The 24,771-nt window shown below is 62.5% G+C and carries 20 protein-coding genes and 1 tRNA gene; 10 read left to right on the top strand and 11 right to left on the bottom strand.

The window, feature by feature from the left end:
- Window positions 1-118: 118 nt before the first annotated feature.
- From ACYVGC_RS12520 to ACYVGC_RS12505, 4 genes are all read right to left on the bottom strand, one after another.
- On the bottom strand, window positions 119-1,114 hold the full coding sequence (locus ACYVGC_RS12520; RefSeq protein WP_460584166.1) for an MBL fold metallo-hydrolase: 996 nt from the start codon (window positions 1,112-1,114) through the stop codon (window positions 119-121).
- A 42-nt stretch (window positions 1,115-1,156) separates the two neighbouring features.
- The gene (locus tag ACYVGC_RS12515; protein ID WP_460584165.1) at window positions 1,157-1,777 is read right to left on the bottom strand and encodes an SGNH/GDSL hydrolase family protein; all 621 of its coding nucleotides are present in this window, start codon (window positions 1,775-1,777) and stop codon (window positions 1,157-1,159) included.
- 166 nt (window positions 1,778-1,943) lie between these two features.
- Window positions 1,944-2,657, bottom strand: coding sequence for an SIMPL domain-containing protein (locus ACYVGC_RS12510; protein ID WP_460584164.1), 714 nt, complete (start codon window positions 2,655-2,657; stop codon window positions 1,944-1,946).
- An 88-nt stretch (window positions 2,658-2,745) separates the two neighbouring features.
- Window positions 2,746-3,885 (bottom strand): trans-sulfuration enzyme family protein, encoded by a 1,140-nt coding sequence (locus tag ACYVGC_RS12505; RefSeq protein WP_460584163.1) that lies wholly within the window; start codon window positions 3,883-3,885, stop codon window positions 2,746-2,748.
- 185 nt (window positions 3,886-4,070) lie between these two features.
- Here ACYVGC_RS12505 and ACYVGC_RS12500 point away from each other — a divergent pair, with 185 nt between their 5' ends.
- The 5 genes from ACYVGC_RS12500 to ACYVGC_RS12480 all read left to right on the top strand — a co-directional run bounded on the left by ACYVGC_RS12500 (window position 4,071) and on the right by ACYVGC_RS12480 (window position 6,954).
- Window positions 4,071-4,664, top strand: a complete 594-nt coding sequence (locus tag ACYVGC_RS12500) for a DUF2167 domain-containing protein (RefSeq protein WP_460584162.1) — start codon at window positions 4,071-4,073, stop codon at window positions 4,662-4,664.
- A gap of 1 nt (window position 4,665) precedes the next feature.
- Window positions 4,666-4,983 (top strand): DUF2167 domain-containing protein, encoded by a 318-nt coding sequence (locus tag ACYVGC_RS12495; RefSeq protein WP_460584161.1) that lies wholly within the window; start codon window positions 4,666-4,668, stop codon window positions 4,981-4,983.
- Between the two features lie 136 nt (window positions 4,984-5,119).
- Window positions 5,120-5,779, top strand: coding sequence for a TVP38/TMEM64 family protein (locus ACYVGC_RS12490; RefSeq protein WP_460584278.1), 660 nt, complete (start codon window positions 5,120-5,122; stop codon window positions 5,777-5,779).
- Between the two features lie 123 nt (window positions 5,780-5,902).
- Window positions 5,903-5,976, top strand: a tRNA-Arg gene (locus ACYVGC_RS12485).
- A gap of 438 nt (window positions 5,977-6,414) precedes the next feature.
- Window positions 6,415-6,954, top strand: coding sequence for an RNA polymerase sigma factor (locus ACYVGC_RS12480; RefSeq protein ID WP_460584160.1), 540 nt, complete (start codon window positions 6,415-6,417; stop codon window positions 6,952-6,954).
- A gap of 186 nt (window positions 6,955-7,140) precedes the next feature.
- Here the strand turns inward: ACYVGC_RS12480 and ACYVGC_RS12475 are convergent, their stop codons facing one another.
- Complete coding sequence (locus tag ACYVGC_RS12475; protein ID WP_460584159.1) at window positions 7,141-8,004, bottom strand: DNA/RNA non-specific endonuclease; 864 nt, start codon at window positions 8,002-8,004, stop codon at window positions 7,141-7,143.
- A 209-nt stretch (window positions 8,005-8,213) separates the two neighbouring features.
- On the opposite strand from ACYVGC_RS12475, the gene ACYVGC_RS12470 reads away from it, so the two are divergent.
- The 3 genes from ACYVGC_RS12470 (at window position 8,214) to ACYVGC_RS12460 (ending at window position 11,367) form a co-directional block, all read left to right on the top strand.
- Complete coding sequence (locus ACYVGC_RS12470; RefSeq protein WP_460584158.1) at window positions 8,214-9,230, top strand: NAD(P)/FAD-dependent oxidoreductase; 1,017 nt, start codon at window positions 8,214-8,216, stop codon at window positions 9,228-9,230.
- An 82-nt stretch (window positions 9,231-9,312) separates the two neighbouring features.
- A complete protein-coding gene (locus ACYVGC_RS12465; protein WP_460584157.1) occupies window positions 9,313-9,636 on the top strand; it encodes a 2Fe-2S iron-sulfur cluster-binding family protein in 324 nt (107 codons plus the stop codon).
- A 228-nt stretch (window positions 9,637-9,864) separates the two neighbouring features.
- Complete coding sequence (locus ACYVGC_RS12460) at window positions 9,865-11,367, top strand: glycoside hydrolase family 28 protein (protein ID WP_460584156.1); 1,503 nt, start codon at window positions 9,865-9,867, stop codon at window positions 11,365-11,367.
- A gap of 153 nt (window positions 11,368-11,520) precedes the next feature.
- Here ACYVGC_RS12460 and ACYVGC_RS12455 read toward each other — a convergent pair whose 3' ends face one another.
- From ACYVGC_RS12455 to ACYVGC_RS12430, 6 genes are all read right to left on the bottom strand, one after another.
- Window positions 11,521-12,174, bottom strand: coding sequence for a hypothetical protein (locus ACYVGC_RS12455; protein ID WP_460584155.1), 654 nt, complete (start codon window positions 12,172-12,174; stop codon window positions 11,521-11,523).
- A 140-nt stretch (window positions 12,175-12,314) separates the two neighbouring features.
- On the bottom strand, window positions 12,315-18,464 hold the full coding sequence (locus ACYVGC_RS12450) for an alpha-2-macroglobulin family protein (protein ID WP_460584154.1): 6,150 nt from the start codon (window positions 18,462-18,464) through the stop codon (window positions 12,315-12,317).
- Window positions 18,465-18,767: 303 nt separating this feature from the next.
- A complete protein-coding gene (locus tag ACYVGC_RS12445) occupies window positions 18,768-19,280 on the bottom strand; it encodes a hypothetical protein (protein ID WP_460584277.1) in 513 nt (170 codons plus the stop codon).
- A gap of 11 nt (window positions 19,281-19,291) precedes the next feature.
- Window positions 19,292-20,323, bottom strand: a complete 1,032-nt coding sequence (gene mreC, locus ACYVGC_RS12440) for a rod shape-determining protein MreC (RefSeq protein ID WP_460584153.1) — start codon at window positions 20,321-20,323, stop codon at window positions 19,292-19,294.
- Window positions 20,324-20,490: 167 nt separating this feature from the next.
- The gene (locus ACYVGC_RS12435; RefSeq protein ID WP_283563957.1) at window positions 20,491-21,516 is read right to left on the bottom strand and encodes a rod shape-determining protein; all 1,026 of its coding nucleotides are present in this window, start codon (window positions 21,514-21,516) and stop codon (window positions 20,491-20,493) included.
- 179 nt (window positions 21,517-21,695) lie between these two features.
- Window positions 21,696-23,288: a cation:proton antiporter gene (locus ACYVGC_RS12430; RefSeq protein WP_460584152.1), complete on the bottom strand. Its 1,593-nt coding sequence runs from the start codon at window positions 23,286-23,288 to the stop codon at window positions 21,696-21,698.
- A gap of 160 nt (window positions 23,289-23,448) precedes the next feature.
- Here ACYVGC_RS12430 and ACYVGC_RS12425 point away from each other — a divergent pair, with 160 nt between their 5' ends.
- Together ACYVGC_RS12425 and ACYVGC_RS12420 are read left to right on the top strand one after the other, a co-directional pair.
- Window positions 23,449-23,772: an ArsR/SmtB family transcription factor gene (locus tag ACYVGC_RS12425; RefSeq protein ID WP_460584151.1), complete on the top strand. Its 324-nt coding sequence runs from the start codon at window positions 23,449-23,451 to the stop codon at window positions 23,770-23,772.
- Window positions 23,773-23,840: 68 nt separating this feature from the next.
- Window positions 23,841-24,647 (top strand): sulfite exporter TauE/SafE family protein, encoded by an 807-nt coding sequence (locus tag ACYVGC_RS12420; RefSeq protein WP_460584150.1) that lies wholly within the window; start codon window positions 23,841-23,843, stop codon window positions 24,645-24,647.
- Window positions 24,648-24,771 lie beyond the last annotated feature (124 nt).

Genomic DNA, 24,771 nt, shown 5'->3' with positions numbered 1-24,771 from the left:
GCGGGCTGCCGGGGTTGAGTCGGCTGTCCGCTCGCTAGCAGAACAAGCGGCCTGAACGACGGGCGGACAGCCGGCTCAACCCCGGCAGCCCGCCTCCCATACTGACCTAAAACCTACCCTATTCCCACCAGCCAGAGTTAAGGGGGCCGGCCGCCACGTCTACCCGCTGCCCAGGGGCCGGCAGCAGCAGTGGCACCTCGGGGCCGGCGGCTTCCAGCAGACGCTGCACCGGCTGCCGCCAGGCGTGCAGCGCCAGGTTAAACGTGCCCCAGTGAATGGGCAGCAACGGGCCACCACCCAGCAGGCGGTGCGCCACCAACGCATTATCGGGACCCAGGTGAATGTCGGCCCATTCGGGGTCGGCCTCGCCAATCTCCATCAGTACCAGGTCAAACGGTCCGTGCGCCGCCCCTATCTGCCGGAAGGCCTCGTCGAACGGCCCTGAGTCGCCGCTAAAAAACACACGGTGCTGCGGCCCCCGCAGCACCCACGACGCCCACAGAGCACGGTCGCGGTCGAGCATGCCCCGGCCAGTGTAGTGGCGAGCCGGCGTAACAATCAATTCAAAGTCAGGTGCTAACGCTATTTTTCCCCACCATGTGGCTTCCGTAATCTGTTGGGCTGCCACGCCCCAGCGGCGCAGGTGCGCCCCCACGCCCAGCGGGCAAAAGAACCGCTCGCCCCGCCGGGCCAGCACCCGAATGGTAGCGGCATCGAGGTGGTCGTAGTGGTCGTGCGAGAGGATAACGCCGTCGAGGGGCGGCACGTCGGCCAGGGCGAGCGGGGGCGCAAAAAACCGCTTCGGCCCCACCAGCTGCGAAGGTGAGGCCCGCGCCGCCCACACCGGGTCGGTGAGAAAGCGGCGGCCATCCAGTTCCAGCAGCACCGTGCTGTGGCCCAGCCAGGTAGCGCGCAGGGCAGTGGCGGGCACGGCAGTGGCCAGCGCGGCCGCATCGGCCCGAAACGGGCCCAGCGGCTGCGCGGGCTCGCGCTCGGCCTTTTCAAAAAGGTAGCGCCGCAGCAGCGCCCCGTAGCCCGAAGGTGGGCTTATGCTGGTAGGCAGCACGTTATGATATTTGTTGCCGACGCGGCGGGGCTGGAGTGGAAGTGGCATGGCGAGTAGCAGGAAAGCGCCGCAGACGCAACCGCTCTGCCTTTATTGCAGCAGCCCTTGCACCACGGGTAGCGCCCGCGTGGCCCACTGCCGCATGTGCGGGCCCGTGTAGTGCAGGCCGTCATCGGTAAACTGCTGGGCGTCGCCCGCGGCAGCGCGCGTCAGGTCGGTGATATCCACAAAGGCCACGCCGGCGGCCTGGCAATCGGCCTGCGCCACGGCATTGAACTGGTCGATTTCGTGGGCCACCTGGGCGGGGGCGCGGCCTTCCTTTTCAGCAAAGGGCGTTAGGCCCCAGTCGGGAATGCTGAGCACTACTACCCGGCCCGCCTGGCCGCCCGCGTAGGTTTGCGCCGTGGCCAGCAGCTGCCGAAACTCGGCGCGGTACAGCGCCAAGCTTTGGCCCCGATACTGGTTGTTCACCCCAACAAGCAGCGATACCAGGCCGTAGTCGTGACGGTGGTTGCCGCTGGCGGCAATAGCTTCTTGCAACTCGGCGGTTGTCCAACCGGTTTTAGCAATGATATCGGGGTCAGCAAGCTGCAAGCCGTGCGCGTGAGCCAGGGCGGCCAGCTGCACCGGCCAGCGGTCGGCGTGCGCAGCACCCTCGCCAATGGTATAGGAGTCGCCCAGGGCGAGGTAGGCAATAGGATGCGTAGACATAACAACGGAGGGGGCCGGGCCGCCCAAACGCGGGCCACCAGCGGCGGAGCTAGCGAAAAACCAGCTGACAAAAGTAGCCAGCCCGACGAGGCAGCTTAACAAAAAACGAGTTGGGCGCATGGCGCGCCCCTACGCCAGCGGCCGCAGCGCCGGTTTGCGGCGCAGGTCAGGGCTTTATCTCAAACACCACATCATAAGTTACTTGCACCTTAATTTTGCGCAGGCTGAACGGGGCCATTTCCGCGGCGTGCCCTTCGCGGGCCTGGTACATTATGCTGGCCGACTGCTTGTCGCGCAGCACCGTTTCCGAGTAGCTGCCCTCGGGCAAAACTTCTACCATCGCCACCACGCTACCGAGCTGGCTGCCAGCCGCTTTTACTGCTAACGCGGCTTTTTGGCGGGCATCGGTGGCGGCCTGGGTGGCTAGCTCGGCCTGGGTGGCAGCCAGCTTGCCATTTTGCAGATTTACGAAGCGCAGGTTGTCGGCTCCCGTTTGCACCAGCTGGGGGATGAGGGTATTGAGCTGCTGCGGGTTATCGAGGGTGAGGCGGTACACTTTGGTGAGGGCCACGTTGGCGTTACCCACCTTCGAAAGGCCGCCGTAGCCGGTGGCCGACAGCTCTTCCAGCACCAGCTTATCGGGGCCGATACTGGCCTTGGTGAGCACCTGGCGCAGGCTTTCTTCCTGGTTTTGAGTGCGCTCGCTTTCCTTCACGTTATCGGAGAAGCGGTAGGTGAGCAGCAAGTCCAGCTTTTCGGGGTCCAGCTCGCGCTCGGCGGTGCCCCGCACCAAAATAGTGTGCGGCATGGCGGGCGCGGGCGCCTGGGCAGCCGCCACCTGCGCAACCAGCAGCAAAGACAATAAAGTTAACTTATTCATAAACAACGTTTTACAAATAGGGTTAATGCAAAAGCGCTGGGCCAGCCCAACGGCCAACCCAGCGCTTTCAAATATAGCCTAATGCTTCTTACCCAATGGCTTGGGCCAAGTCGTCAATCAGGTCCTCAGCGTCCTCGATACCCACGCTCAGGCGAATAAGCGAGTCCGAAAGGCCCGACTTGCGGCGCTGCTCGGCCGGGATGCTGGCGTGCGTCATGGTGGCGGGGTGGCCGCTCAGGCTTTCGACGCCGCCCAGGCTTTCGGCCAGGGTGAAGAGCTGGAATTTTTCGAGCACCGCAATGGCGTCTTCCTGCTTATCGCCCTTGAGCACAAACGAAATCATGCCCCCGAAGTCGCGCATCTGCTTGGCGGCCACGGCGTGGTTGGGATGGCTCTCGAAGCCGGGCCAGTACACTTTCTCCACCTTGGGGTGCTGGCGCAGGTACTCGGCCACGGCGCGGCCGTTTTCGCAGTGGCGCTGCATGCGCAGGTGCAGGGTTTTGAGGCCGCGCAGCACCAAGAAGCAGTCCTGAGGGCCAGGCGTGCCGCCGCAGGCATTCTGGTAAAAGCTGAGCCGCTCCAGCAGCGTGGCATCGTTAAAAACCAGCGCGCCCATCACCGTATCAGAGTGGCCGGCCATGTACTTGGTGAGCGAATACACCGAGATATCGGCGCCCAAATCCAGCGGCGTTTGCAGATAAGGCGTTGAGAACGTGTTGTCTACCGCCAGCAGCGCGCCCGCTTCCTTGGCAATAACCGAGGCCGCCGCAATGTCGATGATGTTGAGTAGCGGGTTGGTGGGCGTTTCGACCCAGATGAGCTTGGTCTTAGGGGTCACTTTTTCGCGCACGGCGGCCATATCCCCCATCGGCACAAAGTGAAATTTGATGCCCAGCGGCTCGTACACCTTGGTCATGATGCGGTAGCTGCCGCCGTAGAGGTCATCGGTCGAAATCACCTCGTCGCCCGGCTTCAGCAGGTGTAGCACGCAGTCGATGGCGGCCATGCCCGAGGCAAAAGCCAGGCCGTGCTGGCCGTTGTCGAGGGCGGCCAGGGCGTCTTGCAGCTGGGTGCGGGTGGGGTTGTGGGTGCGCGAGTACTCGTAGCCTTTGTTGTCGCCGGGCGAGCGCTGGGCGTAGGTCGAGGTCTGGTAAATGGGCGTCATGATGGCCCCCGTGGTGGGGTCCGGGTGCACGCCGGCGTGGATGGCTTTGGTGGCAAATTTCATCGCAGATTCAAACGGATTAAACGGATTTCGCAGATACGCCCGCTGCGCGGGCTGGCTGTTGGGTGGGGGGTGGGAATGCGGGGTAAAAATACGGGCTGGGTAGTGGGAAATGGTTGGGGGACGGCAGCGGGCCCGGTGACTGAGCTTATATTAGCGGCGATATTCTGTTTTACCTTTTTTACTGCATGAAAAAACTACTACTTCTAGTTGGAGCCCTTTTAAGCCTGGCGGGCCCGGCGCTCGCGGCCCCGCCCAAGGCGCGGCTCAAACCTAAGCCGGTGGTCGTGGACTCGGCCGCCCGGTACCAGGCGCAGGTCGATTCCGTCAACGGCACCTTCGTGTACCAGAAGGGCCTCATCAACTTACCCGGTGGCGTGGGCAAGCTCACGGTGCCGCCCGGCTTTCTGTACCTCGACTCGTCGCAGGCGGCCTACGTCATGCACAAGCTCTGGCGCAACCCGCCGCAGGAAAGCCTGGGCATGCTGTTTCCCGAGGACCGCGGCCCCATGAGCGACGGTACCTGGGCCTACCTCATCAATTTTGACCCCATGGGCCACGTGAAGGACGACGATGCCGACGACATCAAGTACGACGAGTTGCTGGAGGAAATGCAGAAGGACACCGAGGAAGACAACCAGGACCGCACCCAGCACGGCTACGAATCGGTGCACCTCCTTGGCTGGGGTGCCCCACCCTACTACGACAAAAACCAACATACCCTGCACTGGGCCAAGCTCTTACGCTTTGGCGATGGCCTCGACGAAACCCTGAATTACTAACGTGCGCATCCTGGGCCGCAAGGGCGTGCTCGTGTTCAACGCCATTGCCGTGCCCGGGCAGCTACCCGAAATCAAGGCCAGCATCCCCGCGTTGCTCGCCAACGTGACGTTTGTTAAAGGCCAGCAATACAACGACTTCAGCTCCGGTATCGACGAGGTGGCTATGTACGGCATTGGCGGCCTCGTAGCCGGCAAGGTGCTGGCCAAGGTGGGCTTGTTCGTCGTCGTCGTCAAGTTCTGGAAGCTGGGCTTGCTGGCGCTGGCCGGAGCCGGAGCGGGCCTCAAGCGCTTCTTCGGCTTCGGGGCCAAGGACGAGTAGCGCCGGCCCAGGCGCGGCGGCGGGGCCGGCTTTTGCGTAGGTACTTTCGCCTCCTCATTGGCCGGCCCCCGGCTTTTCCCTCTCAATGGCTTTTTTGCGCGAGCTTTTCCAAAAGAATTTTTCCACCTTGCTCACTATGGGGTTGCTGCTGGCGGTGCCCCTGCTCGGCTCGGCGGCGGTGCTGGGTTTGCTCTACGAGCAACCCGATTTGCTGCGCAACCTCACTCTGGGGCAGAGCCTGCTTTACTTCGCCGTGGCGGGCCTATTGATGGCTACGGCCCTCACGCCCACCACGTTTGTAGCCATTATTACGGGTTTCTACTTTGGCTGGGGGGGGCTGCCGGGCATGGTAGTGGCCTACGCGCTGGCCTCGGCCATCGGCTACGAGCTGGCGCGCCGCCTCGACCACGGCAAGCTCCGCGCCGTGCTCCACCACTTTCCCAAAGCCGATGCCGTGCTGGCCGAGCTGCAAAACCAAAGCTGGTCGCTCATCCTGCTCACGCGCCTTTCGCCGGTGCTGCCGTTTGCGCTCATGACGTTTGTGCTGGCCATTGTGGGGGTGCCGCGCCGACGCTTTCTGGCGGCCTCCGTCATTGGGATGCTACCGCGCAGCCTGTTTTTCTACTGGCTCGGCACCAAGGCCCAGGACGTGCTCGCTCTCCTGCACGACCCTGAGCAGGGCTTGGCCAGCAAGCTGGTGCTCATTGGCCTAGTGGCGGCCTCGCTCTTCGGCCTGTTCGTGGTATTCAACCGGGCTTTGCAGCGCGTATTGCGCAACGGCACCCCGGCCAGCTAATATTTTGTGCCTGATTATTACCGTCTTGCCCGCTGCAAACCAATTTTTACCCGAAAAACTTGCCGCCACATTTGCGCAGCCGAAAATTTTCTTGCTACCTTTGCACTCCCAACACGGGACAACGGTTGTATAGCTCAATTGGATAGAGCATCTGACTACGAATCAGAAGGTTTAAGGTTCGACTCCTTATACGACCACGAAAAAGGCCCCCACAGCAATGTGAGGGCCTTTTTTTATTTAGCTGTGGCAGTTTTGGTGGCATCTTTTACAGAATGAGCCCCGGCCTACGGGCGGCGGCCAGCTTAATGAGCTTTTGATCCGGCATCGGGGTTTTGCCCCAGTGCTACTGCACGCAGGCGGAAATGCTACGTTTGGCTATCTTCAACAACAGAATTTTAGGTATGCCTGCCACTTAGCCAGATTACCAAAATCATATGTAACTTCTTGGCCAATAGTATTTTTTGGCTGGTAATGGCCGGTTTAAAATCTTGCCCAGGAACTTTAACTGGTGGCTAAGAAAGGGCCTGATTTCATCGAAAAAGTTCCAAAAAGCAGCACTATTTATTATTGGTAACAGCTCAATCCAAGGCATTTGGTAGCGGCGTAGGTGGGGCGCGCTCTATCCTTTTCCGCTAATGAAACTCCTTGAACAAGAGGCCGAGAACCTCCTCATCCGGCGCCTGCATGCCAAGGATGAGCAGGCCATGTCGTTCTTCTACAAGAATTACAAGAAGTCGCTGTACCAGGTAATTCTGCGCATTGTGCGCCAGGAGGAGTTGGCCGAGGACGTGCTGCAAGAAAGCATGTTGAAATTTTGGCTGGCCTTCCCGAGCTACGATGCCAGCAAGGGCCGCCTCTTTACGTGGGCGCTCAATATCAGCCGCAACCTGGCCATCGACCGCCTGCGCGAGCAGCGCCGCACCACCCAGCGCACGCAGCCGCTCAGCGACAGTGATGCGCACCGGCTGGCGGCCCCCACCACGTTTCGGCCCGAGCACATTGGGGTGCGCGACTGGCTGGTACTGCTTGCGCCCAGCGACCAGCAGTTGCTGGAGCTGCTCTACATGCGCGGCTACACCCAGGCCGAGGTGGCCGACGAGCTTCAGCTGCCCCTGGGCACCGTAAAATCACGCGGCCGACGCATCATCCGCACATTGGCCCAGTTGATGAAGTAAGTGATTCAGGATTTACGCAAAAAAAAAAATTTGTCATTGCGAGCGCAACGCAGTGGAGCGCGGCAATCTTTCCTTGCCGTTCGCTTCATCGGGTTAGCAACCCCAACGTGAAGGAAAGATTGCCGCGCTCCACTGCGTTGCGCTCGCAATGACAAACAACTTTTGTATAGGCACTTACCCTATTTCTCAGTTAGTTAGCCCAGTATCCTTTTTTGCCTCAATGCTGCGCTGGATGGTGCTGGACACCGCCGACAGCAAGTCGTAGCCGGTGGCCGTTTCGATGGCGTTGACGGTGGTGCGGTAGCCGCCCCAGTCGGGGTCTACCGAGTTGGTATTGGGGGTGTTGATGGCGATAACGCGGGTGCTGGCCATGATGCGGCTTACGTCGTTGGTGCCCACGGGCAGCACCACTACCACTTTCCAGCAGCGGCTGGGCACGGTTACGCGGCCGCCGTCGAGGGTGCTGGCAGAGCCGTTGCTGCCGGTGCCGCCCCGGCCGTAGCTACCCGCGATAATATAGAGCTCGTTGCCATCGCCCACTAGGCTGCGGCAGTAGTTTTCGAGGCCGACCCAGGTTTGCTGATTGTTTTGCGGGGCCTGGGGCATCATATTGGTCATGAAGAAGGTAGCTGTGTTGTCGGCCGCCGAGCCGGTGCGGTCGGCGCTGGGGCAGTTGTGGCCCCGGTCGAAGCCCGAGCCGGTGTAGCTGCTACTCGTTACCTGGTACCAGCTGCCGAGCAGTTCGTCATCGGCGGCAAAATTATCTTGCCGGGGGGCCGCGCCCAGCCAAGCGTTGCTAAGGTGCCAGCTCACCCAGTTGGGCTTGCCCTGGTCGCGGTTATATGACAGCGCGTACTGAGCCTTGATTAGCAGGTAGTTAGTGGGCGAGCCCGTGGCATCGGCTTCGGCGCCGCTGGGATTGCCGAGGGCCATATTGTCATCGCGGGTGCTGCCATCGGTGGTGGGCGTGGGGTCGTGGGAGGTGGAGCAGGCAGTAACGAAAGCCAGCAGCAACGCGCTGCTAACCAGGCGGATAGTCGAAAAATTCATAAAAGGCAGGCGCAACGAAAAAAAGGGGCGGAATGGGCAAATGGAGAACTAGCAAAGTTCTTTTGTTTCAGAATCTTATCGGGCAGCTACTTGTTGACTACCCGGGGCGCAAAGGTCGGCAGCCACTGCCCAGGCAACCGGCGCTGGTGACCGCGCCGGGCCGGCCGTACCTTTGTACTCATTCTAAATACTAACGCAATTTCGCCTGCATGTCTGCTGTAATTTCCACTGATATCTGCATTATCGGGGCTGGCCCGGTTGGTTTGTTCGCCGTTTTTGAAGCTGGTTTGTTGAAGCTGCGCTGCCACGTGGTGGACGCCCTGCCCCAGCCGGGCGGGCAGCTGTCCGAGATTTATCCCAAAAAGCCGATTTACGATATCCCCGGCTACCCCGAGATTTTGGCCGGCGACCTGGTCGATAATTTGATGAAGCAGATTGCCCCTTTCCACCCCACCTTCACGCTGGGCGAACGGGTCGAAAGCTTCGCCAAGCTCGACGACGGTTCCTTCCAGCTCACCACCACCGACGGCACCGAAGTACAGTGCAAAGCCGTGGCCATTGCGGGCGGCCTGGGCTCGTTTGAGCCGCGCAAGCCCGCCGTGGAAAACCTGGAGCGCTTCGAAGGCGGCAAAGGCGTGCACTACATGGTGCGTGACCCCGAGCACTTCCGCGGCAAGAAAATCGTGATTGCCGGCGGCGGCGACTCGGCTCTCGACTGGACCAACTTCTTGGCCAACGTGGCTTCGGAGGTGACGCTGGTGCACCGCGGCACCACCTTCCGCGGCGCGGCCGACTCGGCCGAGAAAGTGCAGAAGCTGCACAAAGCCGGCAAAATCAAGCTCGTACTGAGTTCTAATGTGACGCACCTGCACGGCAACGGCCACTTGCAGGAGGTCACCATCACGGGCAATAACGGGCAGGCCGAAACCGTGCCGCTCGATGCCTTCGTGCCGCTGTTTGGCCTCACGCCCAAGCTCGGGCCCATCGGCGAGTGGGGCCTGGGCCTCGAAAACGACGCCGTGCTGGTAAACACCGAGGATTATAGCACGTCGGTACCCGGCGTGTACGCCATTGGCGACATCAATACGTATCCAGGCAAGCTCAAGCTCATTTTGTGCGGCTTCCACGAGGCGGCGCTCATGTGCCAGGGCGCGTTCAAGTACATCTACCCCGACAAAAAATACACTCTCAAATACACCACCGTGAACGGGGCACCGTCGCTGTAAGTGAGTAAATGAGTAAGTGAGTAAAGTGTTCAGGATGAGCATTTTACTCACTTACTCATTTACCCATTTACTCATTTACCCAATGGAAAACGATATCAGAATTTACGTTGAGGACGCGCCCGGCCAACGCCGCGAGCTGCAAGCCCCCACCGATATGGGCCTGAGCCTCATGGAGTTGCTCAAAGCCAACGACTACCCCATTCAGGCTACCTGCGGCGGTATGGCGCTGTGCGCCACCTGCCACGTGGAGGTATTAGCTGGCCCCCCGCTGCTGGAACCCAGCGAAGATGAGTGGGCGATGCTCGATACGCTGCCCGTGCTGCACGAAACCAGCCGCCTCAGCTGTCAGATTCGCCTCCAGCCTAATCTTGATGGGTTGGTAGTGCGCGTGGCCGACCCGGCTTAATGAGGTAGCGTGGACGCTGTGAGTCCGCGCGTGGTGGCATTGCCCAACATTCCTACGCGCGGACTCGCAGCGTCCACGCTACCAGCGCCCGGCGCGGCATTTCGGCGGCCACCTTCTTGGAGGTGACTGCCGAAATGCCGCGCCGGGCGTTTCGCAATCGTTGCCAGAAGGCTGGCCCGCCTATTGCTGATTTAGCAGCTTCTGACAGAACTGCTTATCCCGGCTTTCATGAAATCCCTTTTGCTGCTACTGGCCACCGCGCCCGCCCTGGCCCAAACCCCCAGCGTGAGCGCCAGCCCGCCGCCGGCCCATGACGTGGCCTGGTACACCCAGCGCGCACCCTTCGCAATGCCTACCGTGCCCGACCCGGTGATTCCGGCGCGCACCTTCTCCATCAGGGATTTCGGGGCCTTGGGCGATGGCAAAACCCTGGCTACGGCGGCCTTCGCCAAGGCTATTGCGGCCTGCGCGGCGGCCGGCGGCGGGCACGTGCAAGTGCCGGCCGGTACTTGGCTCACCGGGCCCATTGAACTGAAAAGCAACATTGACCTGCACACCGAGGCTGGCGCGAAAGTCGTGTTCACCTCTGACCGCACCCAGTATCCGCTGCAAGCGGCCGGCAAGGGCCAGTATGAGGTAACGCCGCCCATCTGGGGCAACAAGCTGCGCAACGTGGCCATCACGGGCGCGGGCACCTTCGACGGCTCGGGCGAGGCCTGGCGGCCGCTGAAGAAGGGCAAGGTGACGGCCAGCGAGTGGGACCGCGTGGTGAAGTCGGGCGGCGTACTCAGTGCCGATGGTAAAATCTGGTGGCCCAGCCGCGAAGCCATGGGCGGTGAGGCGCTGGTTAAAAAGCTAAAGGCCAACCCCAACGCCACCGAGGCCGATTACCTGCCGGCCCGCGACTACCTGCGCCCCAAGATGGTAGTTATTACCAACAGCCAGAACCTGCTGCTCGATGGGCCCACGTTTCGCAACTCGCCCATGTTCGTCATTAACCCCAAGGGCATTACGAACCTCATTATTCGCAACGTGCAGGTGCACAACGACTACTGGGCCCAGAATGGAGATGGTATTGACATCAGCGCCAGCCACAACGTGGTGATTTACCACTGCACGGTGAGCGCCGGCGACGATGGCATCTGCATGAAATCGAGCGGCAACAACGCCCCCGACAACCCGGCCCTCACCAACGTGCTCATCGCCGACTGCACCGTGCTGCAAGGCCACGGCGGCTTCGTAATCGGCAGCAACACCGACGGTGGCATGCGCAACATCTGGGCCACCGACTGCCGCTTCATCGGCACCGACATTGGCGTGCGCGTGAAAAGCAACGCCGGCCGCGGCGGCCTGGTGCGCGACATTTACGTCGATAACATTCAGATGAGCAATATCTTACACGAGGCCGTACTTTTCGATACCTCGTACGAAGATGTGCCCGCCGGCAAGGAGAAAGGCAGCGGCCTGCCCGTAGCCGCCACCAAAGTACCCGATTTCCAGCAGTTCTACCTGAAGAACATCACCTGCAAAGGTGCCGAAACGGCCATCTATTTCCAGGGCCTCCCCGAGCAGCCCGTGCACGACCTGCACTTCGACAACGTGACCATCACGGCCACCAAAGGCGTGGTAGCCAGCGACATCCGCAACATCGAGTTCAAGAACGTGCAACTGACTACTGCCACGCAGCCCGCTATTCCGGCGGCCGCCGCCAATGACATTAACGTATTGTAAATCAGCACTTTAATTTAAGGATACTTGCTCCGGTCGGCCGGCTTCGCCGGCGGACCGGAGCAAGTATCCTAACGAGAATACTATCCGTAAACCTTACCAAACGAAATAGGCCCGGCATTGCTGCCGGGCCTATTTCGTTTGGCGCGCTGCGGGTTAGCGGCGGCGCTTGTGCTTGGTGGTAGTGGCTTTCGCCTTCACCTTGGTTTTCACCTTTTTAGCGGCGGTATGGTGCACGACTTTTTTGGTAGTGGTCTTTTTGGCCGTATGCGTAGTGGCTTTTTTGCTGCTACGGTGGGTGGTGGCTTTAGCAGCGGTGTGGCGCTTGGCTTCGCGGGCTTCCTTGGCGCGGCTGGCTTTAGTCGATTTGCTGCTGCGGCTCGACTTGGTGGCTTTGCTGGTGTGGCGGGCGGCGCGGCGGGCGGCGGCGCGGCGCTCGGCGCGGGCTTCGTCGGCGCGCTCTTCGCGGCGGGCGGCCAGCCAGGCGGCGTGGCGGGTGGCGCGCGAGCGGGTGGCGGTGGCTTCGTGGGCGGCTACTTCCTCGGTGCGGGGCTCGGGGGCGGCGGTGTAGTGGGCGGTGGCGTCGGTTTCGGGCGAGGCGCTGGCCAGCTGCTCGGCCGAGGCCGTGGGCTTGGGCGCTTCGGCGGCCTTTTTGCGGCGCACCGGCATCAGGAAATCGCGCTCGGCGCGCTCGCGGTTACTCAGGCTTTCTTCGCCGGGCAGCTTGGTAACGACTGGGGCTTTTTCGGCTTGAGCCCAGGCCGCCGAGGTGCTCAGCGAAAGGGCTAGTACAACAAGTAGCTTCCTCATCAATAACTTACTGGATAATTTACGAAAAACAAAAATAGCTCGCAAGGCCCGACTACGCAAGGCGGCCGGTCCGCAAAACGTGCTAAATGGGCGGCCCCAGTTCTTCAAAATCGGAGCCGGGACCGCCCATTACGCGCCACCTATTGCGGGGCGATGGTGAGGCGCAAACCGGCCGAATTGGCCCCAAACTCGGGCGCATACAGGCATTGCGCCTGGCTGAGGCCGCCCGAAAAGTTGCCGGCCTGGCTGGCCCGTAGTCGGTACTCAAACACGTGGGTGCCGCGCGGCACGGCGCTCAGAAAAAAGTTGGTGGCCGCGTCGCGCGGGCTCTCGTAGTAGCCCAGCCCGTTTTGGTAGCGGTAGCCGCTAAGCGGGCTGATGGGCTCCAGGCCGGCGGCGCGCTGGTCTTTGAGGTGCACGTATTCGAGGGCACGGTCGGTGCGCAGCATCAGGCGCACCACCAGGGCATCGCCCACGCGCAGCGGCGTGGTGGCGCTAATTTTTTCGAGCTGCGGGCCGGCGGCGGTGCGGGTTTCGCGGTAGAGCTGGCGCTCCAGGCTAAGAGGCGTGGCGACGGGCATCACCTTGTCGATATCCTCAAAATACTGCCAGTAGAGCGCGCCCCAGGCCACGCCGGCGTCGGTTTTGGTCACGGTTACCTTACCCTGGGCGGGCTGGATGGCGGCGGCGGGCCAGCTGGTTTTGTAGTAGCCGGTGCCGGCCTGGGTGGCCTCAGGCTGCACGGGCTGGCCGCCCACCGCCACTTGCAGCGGCGCGGCTGCGGCCAGCCAGTCGGTGCCGCGCAGCAGCAGGGCGTAGCAGGCATCGGCGGTGGCGCGGGTGCTTTCCCAGTTGTAAGTTTGCTTCTGGGTGAGTAGCCACAGCTTCAGCTCGTCCACCGATTTTTGGTCATTCTTGACTTCATCGAACGCTTCGATGAGCGTGGCCTGGGTTTCGGTGCGGGCCTCGCGCCAGTAGTAGCCGCCGCGCACGTCTTTCCAGTACATGCCTAGTTCGGGGCTGTGCAGGGCGTTTTCGCTGAAGGCGCGCAGGATGGCCGCGGCGGCCGGAGCCTTGGCATCGGCGCGAAACAGGGCCAGTGCCAACTGCGCTTGCAGGTAGCGCGTTTGGCCGGGCCAGTAGGTGGCTGCCTGGCCCCGGTAGTAGGCGGCGGCCGGCTGAGCCGCCGCCGCCCCGGCGGGCTGCGGCCAGAAGCTGCGGGCATACAGCGCCTGAATAGCGTTGTCGCTGAGGTGGTTGTCGGCCAGCTTCACGGCCTTTTGCCGGCGCAGGTCGGCGTACTCCTTGGCCAGGGCTGCGTCGAGGTAGCGCAGGGCGTTTTGCAGAATGTCGCGGGCGGCGGCGTCCTTGCTGGCATCGAAAGCCCCGAGCTTTTTGAGCTTGCCGAAGCCGGCCACGATGAGCTGGGTGATGTAGCGGTCGGCGGGCATTTGCGCAAACCAGGGGAAGGCCCCGTCGGGCTGCTGCATTGCTTGTAGCTTGGCCAGGGCACGGGCGGTTTCGCCTTTTAGGCGGGTTTCGTCAAACAAGGTGCTGAGGCGGGCCAGGCGCTCGTTTTCGCCCTGAGCGTCGCGCACCCACGGCGTTTCTTGCAACAGCAGGTTTTTAAGCTCCTGGTTTTGAGCTAGTTTGCTTTCGAGCGCGTTGCGCTGGGCGGCAGTGCCGCTCTGGGCCTGGCGCGTCCACTCGGCCAGCACGGTTTTGAAGCGCGGGTTGGCTTTGAGAATCTGGGCGGCCAACAGGTTGGCGTAGAGGCGACTAAATATTTGCTCGGAGCACTCGTAAGGGTACTCCATCAGGTAAGGCAGGCTCTGCACGGCGTACCAGGCGGGGTTGGCCGTCATTTCGAGCGTGAGCGAGTAGTTGCGCCGGGTGGGACTGCTGGTACTGGTCAGCTTTTTCAGCTCAAACGTGCGGGTGTCGGCACCTACGATGGGCAGCGGCAGGCTCTCGGTTATCAAAATCTGGTTGGGCAGCACCGGCAAGGTGTTTTCCTCGCCATCGGAATAGGTAGCGCCTGGGTGGAGATGCCCGGCAATTTGCTTTTCGCGTCTTGTTTTTGGACTGGAATCAGCTTCACTGTCGCCCGTCTGGGCCACCACGCGGTAGGTGACGGCGACCGGCGCGAAGTCGGCGGGCAGGCTAAGCTCCCAGACCACGGCGGCGCTTTGGTGGGCGGCGGCGCTCACAGGCTGCTGGGCGTTGCCGCGCAGCAGCTGGCTCGTAATATCCTGGCCAGTAGCGGCATCGAGTAAAAATAACTGGGCCGTGCCGTTGGTGGCGTGGTCGGTGAGGTTGGAGAACTTGGCGGGGAACGTGAACGTGTCGCCGGGCCGCAGGAAGCGCGGGGCGTTGGGCGTAATTTGGATTTCCTTCTGCGTCACGAGCTGGCGGGCAAGCTGGCCGGTGCGCAGGTTCTTGTCGTGGGCCAGGGCCAGCAGCTGCCAGCGCGTCACGGCTTCGGGCATCTGAAATTCGAGCACCACGCCGCCGTTTTTATCGGTGCGCAGGGCGGGCTGCCAGAAGGCCGTTTCGCGGAAATCGGTGCGGGTGGGCACGGCGGTGAGGCCGGGGGCCGGAGCAGCAGGCTTGGCAATCATACTTACCGCCCCAGTTATATCGGAGCGGGTTTGAGTGCCATAGCCAGCTACCACTACCTCGTTCAATGCCATCGACATAGGGGCCGAAGCAGCAACTCCACGAATCATTACTCTTGGGCTACCACCAATAGCCATGCCTCTCATTCGCACTCCATCCAGGCCGCCTCTTATTTGGGCTTTATACTCTGTGTACCAGTTTTTTAATTGAGGGTATTCTATACTCACTTCATTCACCGAACTGGCAAGCTGACTGAGCAATTCTGAATTCAACTCCCCAAACTCACCCTGCCAGCCAAACCGCGCCGGGTAGTAGTTGCCGCCAAAATTCAGCCCCATAAAGCTGTGGGGCCGGAACACATCCAGGCTCTGGTCATACAACGTGGCTAGCAGCTCGGCCTCGGCAGGCTTGCCGTTGGCCTGGCGGATGGTGACGCGCCAGGTTTCCTTTTGGCCGGGAGCCAGCTTGTCGCGGAAAGTGCTGATGGCCAGTGTGAGCGGCTGGGGCTTGTCGGCTACCTGCACGGTGGCGTCGTGGCGATAGAGCTGATTAGCACGCACCTGCGTGGTGTGCACGTAGAGCGGGCCGCGGGCCGTGGCCGAGCCACTTTCTAGGGTTAGGCGGCGCTGCTCGCCGGCGTTTAGCGTCAGCCACTCGTGGCGCAGCAGCTGGCCGCCGCGCTCTACTTCGAGCAGCACGCGGGTGTCGGCCTCGCTGCTACCCAGCAAAATGCTGGCGGGCTGGCCGGGGGCTACCGAGTCGGAGAGGGCCACAAACCAGTCGGGCGTGGCGTAGGGCACGGTGGCCACCCGCGCGTCGTAGAGCGTGAAATCGAGCTTAGCCCGGGCCGAATCGGGGCCGGTGGCCTGGGCTTCGAGGCGGTAGCGGCCGGTGGGCAGCGCCGCCAGGGCGGCGCTCAGGTCGAGCGCGGGGCCGGCTTTCGTGTCGAACGCCAGGGTTTTGACCAGCACGGCGGGCGCTTCGTTATCCTCAGTTTCGGGCGTGGGGCCGGGCACGCCGGCCGGACTTTTCTTATAACTAATTGTCAGCAAGCGCAATACCCCAGCGGTTGGCAAGGGCTCGCCGGTAGCGTTGGTGCTGAGCAGCATGAAGGCGGGCAACTTGGCTTTGTCGGCCTGACTGGGCCCCACGAGGCGCAGGCTAAGCGGGTTGCGGCCGATGGCCACATTACGGGTGCCGGTGCGGGTTTCGCCGGCCGCGTCGGTCACGTCGGCGATTATTTCGAAGAGGTAGCCGGGCTCCCAGCCGCGGCGGCCCGGCTGCCGGGGGGCCAGCGGCGGCGTGAAGGTGATAGCGAAGCGGCCCTCGGCATCGGTAGTGGTGGTGCCGTGGGCGATTTCCTGGTTGCCGCCGCGTGGGCCGGGCCGCGAACTGCCGCGCCCACCGAAGCTGTAGTCGAACAGGGGCCACAGCTCACGGCGCGTAATGCGGTACTGCACCTTGGCCCCGTCGGTGGCCTGGCCGGCGTAGGCGCGGGCGCGGCCACTCAGGGTCAGCGGCTGGCCTAGCTGCGGCCGGCCGGGCACCGAGTCGAGCGCCACCAGAAACGTGGGGCGCTTGTAGTCCTCCACCGCGAAGCTGAGGCTACCGTGGTCGGTTTGCAGCTGCATCTGGCCGTTGAGCAAGCCGGCGGGCAACACCAGTGAGCCGTGGAAACTCCCGAAATCGGAGGTAGTGAAGGGCAGCGTTTGCACGGTTTGGCCGTTCACGTCGAGCAGGCGCACGCTCACTGGCTGGCCGGTGAGCAGCTGGCTTTTGGCCGCCCGGCTTTCGGTCAGAATTCCTTTGAAATACACCGTTTGCCCCGGCCGGTAAATGGCGCGGTCGGTGAACAGGAAGGCGCGTTGCTGCGGCCGGTCTACCTCTTCGTAGCTGGGGTAATAGGAGCCGTTGAGCATGGTCAGCAGCGTATCGCGGCCCCGCCACGAGCGCACGCTTTGCAGCTGCTCGCGCCCAAACGAAGCACTGTTGCCGAGGGGGGCCGGCAGCTCGGCTTCGCCCGTCGGGCCGGTGGGCAGCACAGCACGCAGGCGCTGGTCGTTGCGCGATTTTTCGCGGTTATACACGTTAAACGCGGCCTGGTTATTCACCCCCGCCAGCGGCGCGCCGCTTTGGCGGTCTAGCAGCAACAGCGCGGTGGCGCCGGTGGTGGCCTTAGGGCGGTGCACCACGCTCAGCGCGCTGGCCCCCAGCAGGGCGTAGCTCGTTACGGCCCCGGCTTGCGGCGCGGTGGGGTCGGTGGCCTGGCTGCTGACGACCACCACGTAGTAGCCCACGGGCAGCGCCGCGCCGGCCGCCGTCAGCTTCTGCTCCTGGTAATTGAGCGGCTGCGCGGGCACCGCCACCGGCCAGCTAGCGGCCGGCGCGGCGCGCAGGGCGCGGGTGTAGCGCTTGGCAAAGGGCCGGTTTTGCGGGTCATAAACAGCCCCTTTCTCCCACTCCTTCAGCGTGATGCGGTAGGCCCAGGCGTGCAGCGCAGTTACGTTGCGGGCCGTGAGGCTGAAGCGCCAGGGCTGACCGGGCACCACGATGGCAGCGGCCGAAAACGCCAGCTCGGGCTGCTCGATTTCGGCGCGTAGCTGCCGGGCCCGCGCCGCCCCGCGCGACTTTGGAAACCGGGCTTCGGTTTCGCGCGTCAGGGCCACGGCGGCTACCGGGTTGGCAGCGCGCCGCGCCTCGGCCCGGCGGGCAATGAACTCCGTGCTGATAGGCAGGGCCTGATACGTGTCGGCCAAGCGCGCCAGGGCAGGTTCGTATTGGTCAGCCAGGTCGGTATTTTGGGCGATACCGTGCAGGTAATCAATTCGTTGCAAGTCCACATCGGCCAGGGCCGCCAGGTTTTGCGGGGCCAGCTGCTGGCGCGAGGCCGTGAGGCGCTGCAACAGATGCAGCACGTGCAGCTGGCCATTGAGCGAGTCGCCATCCGGGGCCAGCAGGCGCAGCGCGGCAAACTCCTGGGCGCTGCCAAATAGCTTGGGGTCAGTGGGTTGCCACTGTTGCTCGGGCTTAGTGATGTACAGCTCCTGGTTTTGCAGGCCCGCAATGGCGCGCTGGGCCAGCAGGTCGTAGAGGGTGGGGCGCAGCGCCCGGCCTTCGGCGTTGCCGCCGGTGGCCAGGTCGCCGAGGTCGGCCAGAGTGGTTTTGAGCTGGCGGGCGGGCTCATCCTCTACCGACTGGTAGTAGTGCCGCACAATGGCCGCGCCCAGCCGGCCGGCATCCCAGGTGGCCAGGCTGGTGCCGCCATCGGCCGCGCCGGGCGTGGCCGCGTCGGCGGTAGGGGCGGCCCCGTTGGTGCGCTGGTACAGCTGGTAGCGATGCTCGTTGTAATAGGCAGTGTATAAGCCCCCTAGCAACGAGTGCAAGATGGGCCGCGCCGGAAACTGCGCCGTCTTTAAGTCATTCTCCAGCAAAGCGATACCTTTTTCATCGGCATCGTTCTCCTTGTTATCAAGCAGGCGAATCTTGTAGAGCAGCGCCCGCACGTAGGCCAGGGCGTTGTTTTCGCGGCGGGCCTGCTGGTAAATTTTCTCTACCAGCGGGGCGGCGGTGGCCGTTTGCTCTTTCTGGAGCAGCGCATCAATCTTTTTCCACTGCGCCGCGAGTGGCGCGGGCGAGCCGGGAGCGGCCGAGTCGGCAAGTAAGGCGGTCATCAGCAGGCAGCAGCAAAGCAGTAAGTAGCGCATGGGGCAAGCCGGTCGGCCAAGGTTGATACCCCAAAGATGCCGGAACCATGCCAATTGCACATTTTTCAGTGAGCAATGAGCGGCAAGTTAGCGCAAGCCCCAGTCCGCCGGCGCAAGCCGGCCGACCAGTTGTCATTGGCAAACGCGGGTGGCACAACGACAACCGGCGCCTGAAGCCGGACTCCTGCGCCTTTCTGACCGTCGAGGTGGCGCAACGACAACCGGTCGGCCGGCTCGCGCCGGCGGACCGGCCCCTAACTTACTATCTGTCTAGCTGCGGCCGCGCCGCACCGGGTAAAACAGCAGCTGCACAATGAGCAGCGCCACGCTCGTAAACAGGATGCTGACGCCCACCCGGCCCAGCGTACGCAGCGGGTACTGAAACGAGCCCAGCTCCAGAAAAAAATATACCACGTGGTGCACGCTCACCAGCAGCAGCAGGTACACCGAAAACCACTGCCAGCCCATTTGGTGCACGTTCACGGTGTCCTGGGCGTCGTAGCCGTCGCGGGGCGTGAGCAGGCGCAGCACCCAAGGGCGCAGGTAGGCCAGCAGCACGGCGGCGGCGGCGTGCAGGCCGCCCGTGTCGTAGCTGATATCCATGGACAGGCCCATAGCAAAGCCCAGCAGCAGCTGCAAGGCAATGGGCGTGCTCAACGGTAAGAACAGGATAAAGCCCAGGTACAGAAAGCACCAACCCAGCCCAAAGAGCGAGAGCTGCCCCACCAGGAACACCTGCACCCCGGCGTAGACACCAAACCGCAGCAGCTGCCGCACAAGCATTGCCAGCACACTCATCGCGGAACGTGGGTGGGCTTACTGATGGGTTTCACGGGCACGGGCTCGGGGGCCGTGGCGGCGGTTTCGAGCGAGTCGCGCTCGCTGCGGGGGCGGTTGTGCACTACGTACACGTAGGTGAGGCGGCTAAAATCGACGCTCAGCTTCAGGTGCACGGTCCAGAAATTCTTGTCCGGCTCCTTCACAAACGATTCGATGAGGCCGACCAGCACTCCCTCCGGAAACACGGCGTTGTAGCCCGACGTCACCACCGAGTCGCCCACCGCCAGGCGGTTCTGGCGCGGAATGTAGTCGAGCAGCGCGTGGCTGTAATCTTCACCGGGCCATTTCACGCTGCCAAAGGTACCGTCGCGCTTTATTTTGGCCGCTATCGCCATCTTGGAGTGCAACAGGGAAAACACCGTGGCGTAGTGCGCGCTCACCGATTTCACCTGGCCTACCACGCCGGTGGCGCTCATCACGCCCAGGCCGGGCTGCACGCCATCGGCCTCCCCTACATTCAGGGTCAGGTAGTTATCCACGGCCCGCAGCGAGTTGTTGATAACCCGGGCCGGAATAAGTGGATAGGCCACGTCGCGGGCGGCAAGCCGCGCACCGCCCAGCAGCAGCGTATCGGGCCGGGCCAACACTTTGGGTAGCTTGTCTTTGGGCAGCGGCTTGGGCAGGCCGGTGGTGGCCAGCGCCTGGCTGGGGTCGGGCCGCAGGTGGCGGTAAATGATGTGGCCCAGCGTGTCGCGCCCCACGGGCAGCGAGTCGGCCTCGCGGTGCGTAAAATCGGGTGGGTACAGCTGCTGGCGCAGCCGCGAGTTATCTACCAGCAGCTGGTGGTTTAGCTCGTCAAGCTTAAAGTAGTCAGTTACTTGCGTGCGGCGCGCCAGCACCACGCCCGCGTAGGCATTGGCCGAGTTGAAAAACGCCGCCCGCTGGTACGAGCTGTTGGTCACGAACAAAAACAAACTCGCCACTTCCAGCAGCACGAAGAGCATGACCCCCTGGAAGCGCAGCAAAAAAGCAACGAGGTTACGCATGGATTGCTAATAGAGAGGCTCAAAACCGCTGGCCATTGCGGGGAGGAACGACGAAGCAATCTCTCCTCGCGCGCGCACCGGTTCAATGGGGCGAGCGTCAAGGAAGGATTGCTTCGTCGTTCCTCCTCGCAATGACCAGCGAATTGGGTAGTAAGCTAATTAACTGATTAAGTGAGTAGTACGCCCCGGTAGGCCTGAATGTCCTTGATGGCCTTGCCGGTGCCGCGCACCACGGCGCGCAGCGGGTCTTCGGCAATGTGGATGGGCAGCTTGGTTTTGGCGGCCAGGCGCTTGTCGAGACCGCGCAGCAGGGCACCGCCGCCGGTGAGGTGAATGCCGTTTTCGTAGATGTCGGCCGACAGCTCGGGCGGACTGATTTCCAGCGCTTTAAGTACGGCTTCCTCAATCTTGGCCACCGACTTATCGAGGGCAATAGCGATTTCCGACGACGTAACCTTAATCACTTTCGGGATTCCCGTCATCAGGTCGCGGCCGCGCACCTCGTAGTCGGGCGGCGTCACGTCGAGCTCGGTGAGGGCCGCGCCTACTTCGATTTTGATGCGCTCGGCCGAGCGCTCGCCGATGAGCAGGTTGTGCTGCCGGCGCATATAATCCAGAATGTCCTGGTTGAAGACGTCGCCGGCCGTTTTAATCGACTGGTCGCACACGATGCCCGAGAGGGCGATAACCGCAATCTCGGTGGTGCCGCCCCCAATATCAATAATCATCGAGCCCACAGGCTGCTCCACATCAATGCCGATGCCGATGGCCGCGGCCATGGGCTCCTGAATCATCCACACTTCCTTGGCCCCGGCGTGCTCGGCCGAGTCGCGCACGGCGCGCTTCTCCACTTCGGTGATGCCGCTCGGAATGCAGATAACCATGCGGTGCGAGGGCTGAAACAGCCGATTGCGGGTGTCTATGAGCCGGATGAGGCCCTTTATCATCTCCTCCGCCGCGTGGAAGTCGGCGATAACCCCGTCCTTAAGCGGGCGGATGGTCTTGATATTGTCGTGCGTTTTCTCGTGCATCTGCTGGGCCTTGGTGCCCACCGCGATGACTTTATTGGTGGTCCGGTCTTTGGCAATAATGCTCGGCTCGTCCACCACAATCTTGTCATTGTGAATGATTAGCGTATTGGCAGTGCCCAGGTCAATGGCAATGTCGCTGGTTAGAAAATTGAAGAAACCCATTTAGATAGCTCAGCGCGGAATAGTAGGCTGGTAGTAATAAACAAAGGTACAATAGAACGCCGTGGCAGGAAGTAATGGGAGTAGTTTGAGTAGTGGGCGTAATCTGAGTAATGAGAGTAATGTCGTTCAATAGTGAGGACGACATTACTCTCATTACTCAGATTACGCCCACTACTCAGCTACTGCGCCTTGTCGAGGGCCAGGCGGCCTTCTTCCAGGTCCAACTCGTTTTCAAGCTTGCGTAGTACTTCTTCGCTAATGCTTTGCTCCTTTCGCAGCTGGTCGAGCAGGGCGCGCTCGAAGTGAATGAGGACTTCCTGCAACTGCTGGAAGGGCGTGAGGGTAACGGGCTGCACGTCGGCGGGACTGCTGGCGCGCTGGCGCAGGCGCGCTAGGCGCTGGGCGTAGCGGTGCTGCATGCGGGCCAGAATTTCGGGCGGGGCCTGGCTGGCGGCTTCGGGGCCACCCAGGTACTCCACAATGCGCTGGGCCATGCTGATGCGTATCTGCTGCTCCTCGTGCTCGGCCTGGGTGTCGGGCGCCAGGCCCAGCCAGCCAATGAGAGGCCGCAGCGTGAGGCCCTGCGCCAGCAGCGACACCAGAATGATGGTGAAGGTGAGCAGCAGAATGGGGTTGCGCTGCGGAAAAGCCGCGCCCGAGGGCAGCGTGAGCGGCAGGGCCAGCGCGGCGGCCAGCGAGAGCACCCCACGCATACCACCCCAGCTCACAATCGTCACCTCCTTCACCGACAGGCCCGGCTGAATAGAGTCGCTGACCCGCGCCAGCAAGGTCGTCAGGTACGTGGTGGGGAAGGCCCACAGCATACGGGCCCCGATGATGGCCACGCTCAGCAGCAGGCCGTAGCCCAGCAGCGGCCAGCGCAGGTCGGGGGCCACGCCCAGCAGAATGGCCGGCAGCTGCAAGCCTATCAATATGAATACCAGGCCATTGAGCAGAAAGGTAAGCGAGTTCCACACGGCCAGCACCTGCAAGCGGCCCTCGTGGTTGAAGATGCGCGCCGAATACTGGCTCACAAACAGCGCCGCCACCACCACGGCCAGCACCCCCGAGCCGTGGGCGGTTTCGGCCAGCAGGTAGGCGGCGTAGGGCGTGAGCAAACTCAGGCTGGTATCGACGGTGACGCTGGTGCGCGAGAGGCGGTGGACCACGTAAAACACGAAGCCCACCACTAGCCCTACCCCAATGCCCACGCCCGCCACCAGCACTAGCTGCCCCGCCGCCTGCCCCAGCGCAAACTGCCCCGTGAGCACCGCCGCCACCGCGTAGCGGTAAGCAATGAGGCCGGTGGCGTCGTTCACCAGGCTCTCGCCTTCCAGAATGGTGATGATGCGCCGCGAAATGGGCAACCCCTTGGTAGCCACGGCCGCCGATACCGCATCGGTGGGCGAGATGATGGCCGCCAGCACGAAAGCCGGCCCCCAGCCAAAGCCCGGCAGCACATAGTGCGTGGCGGCGGCTATCAGCACCAGCGAAAACAGCACGCAGCCGATGGCCAGCATGGAAATAGGCCGCAACTCGGCCCGAAAAGCCGACCATGACAGCTGCCAGGCCGACGCGAACAGCAGCGGCGGCAGAAACACGAAAAACACCAGGTTGGGGGCCAGCGACACCGGCGGCAGGCCCGGCAACAAGCTCAGCCCCAGGCCCGCCAGTACCAGTACCACCGGGTAGGGTATATTCAGCCGGTTGGCCACTTCGGCCAGCGCCGTGGTTACGGCCAGTAAGATTACCAGGAGTTCGACTTCGTGCATAGCAGTAGCTTGGGGCCGGGGGCAGCAGCGCGGAGCACTTGCCCCACACTGCTGCCCCCGGCAAACGTGACATCCAAGATAAGGCCACTCCCAAAACCCCAGCGAGCCAGCCAGATTGATGGCCTACACATGATATTTTCTTCATACGTTTGCAGCCCACATGGATTCCCTCCCCCCTACCCCGCCGATTGACCTGGGCCTCGACATCGAGAAGATGCAGAAGATGGCGTTTATTCTCAAAACCACGGCGCACCCCACGCGCATTGCCATTGTGCAGCTGCTGGCCGCCCACGAGCAGCTGGCGGTAACCGACATCTGCGAGCGCCTGGCGGCCGAGCAGTCGCTCATTTCGCACCACCTGGCCACCATGAAGAGCAAGGGCATCCTGGGCAGCTCGCGCAGCGGCAAAAACATCTACTACTCGCTGAAAATGCGCGAGGTTATCAACGTTATTCAGTGCCTAGCCGCGTGCACTTTTTTGTAGGTACGCCGCCTTCTTTTGCCCACACCCATGAACTCTTGTTCATTTTTTCATACAGCCACCGGGTCGCTATGCAGCACGCGCTAGGGTATTTTGCCGCCATTTTTATTGGCCTGGCGCTGGGCATTATGGGCGGGGGCGGCTCCATTCTCACGGTGCCGGTGCTGGTGTACCTCATGGGGGTGAGCCCGGTGCTGAGCACCGCCTACTCGCTGTTTGTGGTGGGTACTACCGCGGTGGTGGGGGCCTGGCGCTACGCCCGCCAGGGCCTGGTGGCGCTGCCCACGGCACTGGTATTTCTGGGGCCTTCGCTGGCCGTGGTATTCCTAGCCCGCAAGGTGCTGCTGCCGGCCGTGCCAGCCGAATTATTCGTGCTATATAACTTTCACGTTACCAAAGACTTACTTATCTTACTGACTTTTGCGGTGCTGATGGTAGCGGCGGCTACCTCCATGATTCGCAGCCGGGCGGAGGCCGCGCCGGCCACCCCACTACCCGCCCCCAACTACCCGCTGGTGCTGGGCATTGGGGCGGTGGTGGGGCTGCTCACGGGCCTGGTGGGGGCGGGCGGCGGCTTTCTCATCATTCCGGCGCTGGTACTGGGGGCGCGGCTGCCCATGCGGCTGGCCGTGGGCACGTCGCTGGCCATTATCGCCCTCAACTCGCTCATTGGCTTTGCCGGCGACCTGAGCGCGGGCCGGGTCATCGACTGGCCGTTTTTGCTGGGCTTCCTGGCGTTTGCGCTGGCGGGTATTGGCGGGGGCACCTACCTGGCGCGCTTCATTCCGGGGGCGCGGCTGCGGCCGGCGTTTGGCTGGTTCACGCTGGCCATGGGCACGTTTATTCTGGTGAAAGAGCTGCTGTTGCGGCCGGCGTAATTTGATTCTCAAGTTGGCAGCCGTGCTGATTTTTTCTTTTTTGTGAAACCTCTTTTCTTATTGCCATGCAAATAGCGCCATTTGAAAACCAGGGCCACTACTTATTCTTCCTCTTGATAAGCTG

Source organism: Hymenobacter arcticus, from assembly GCF_054779975.1.
The sequence above is the reverse complement of the archived record's forward strand: the minus strand, read 5'-3'. Positions and strand labels throughout refer to the sequence as shown.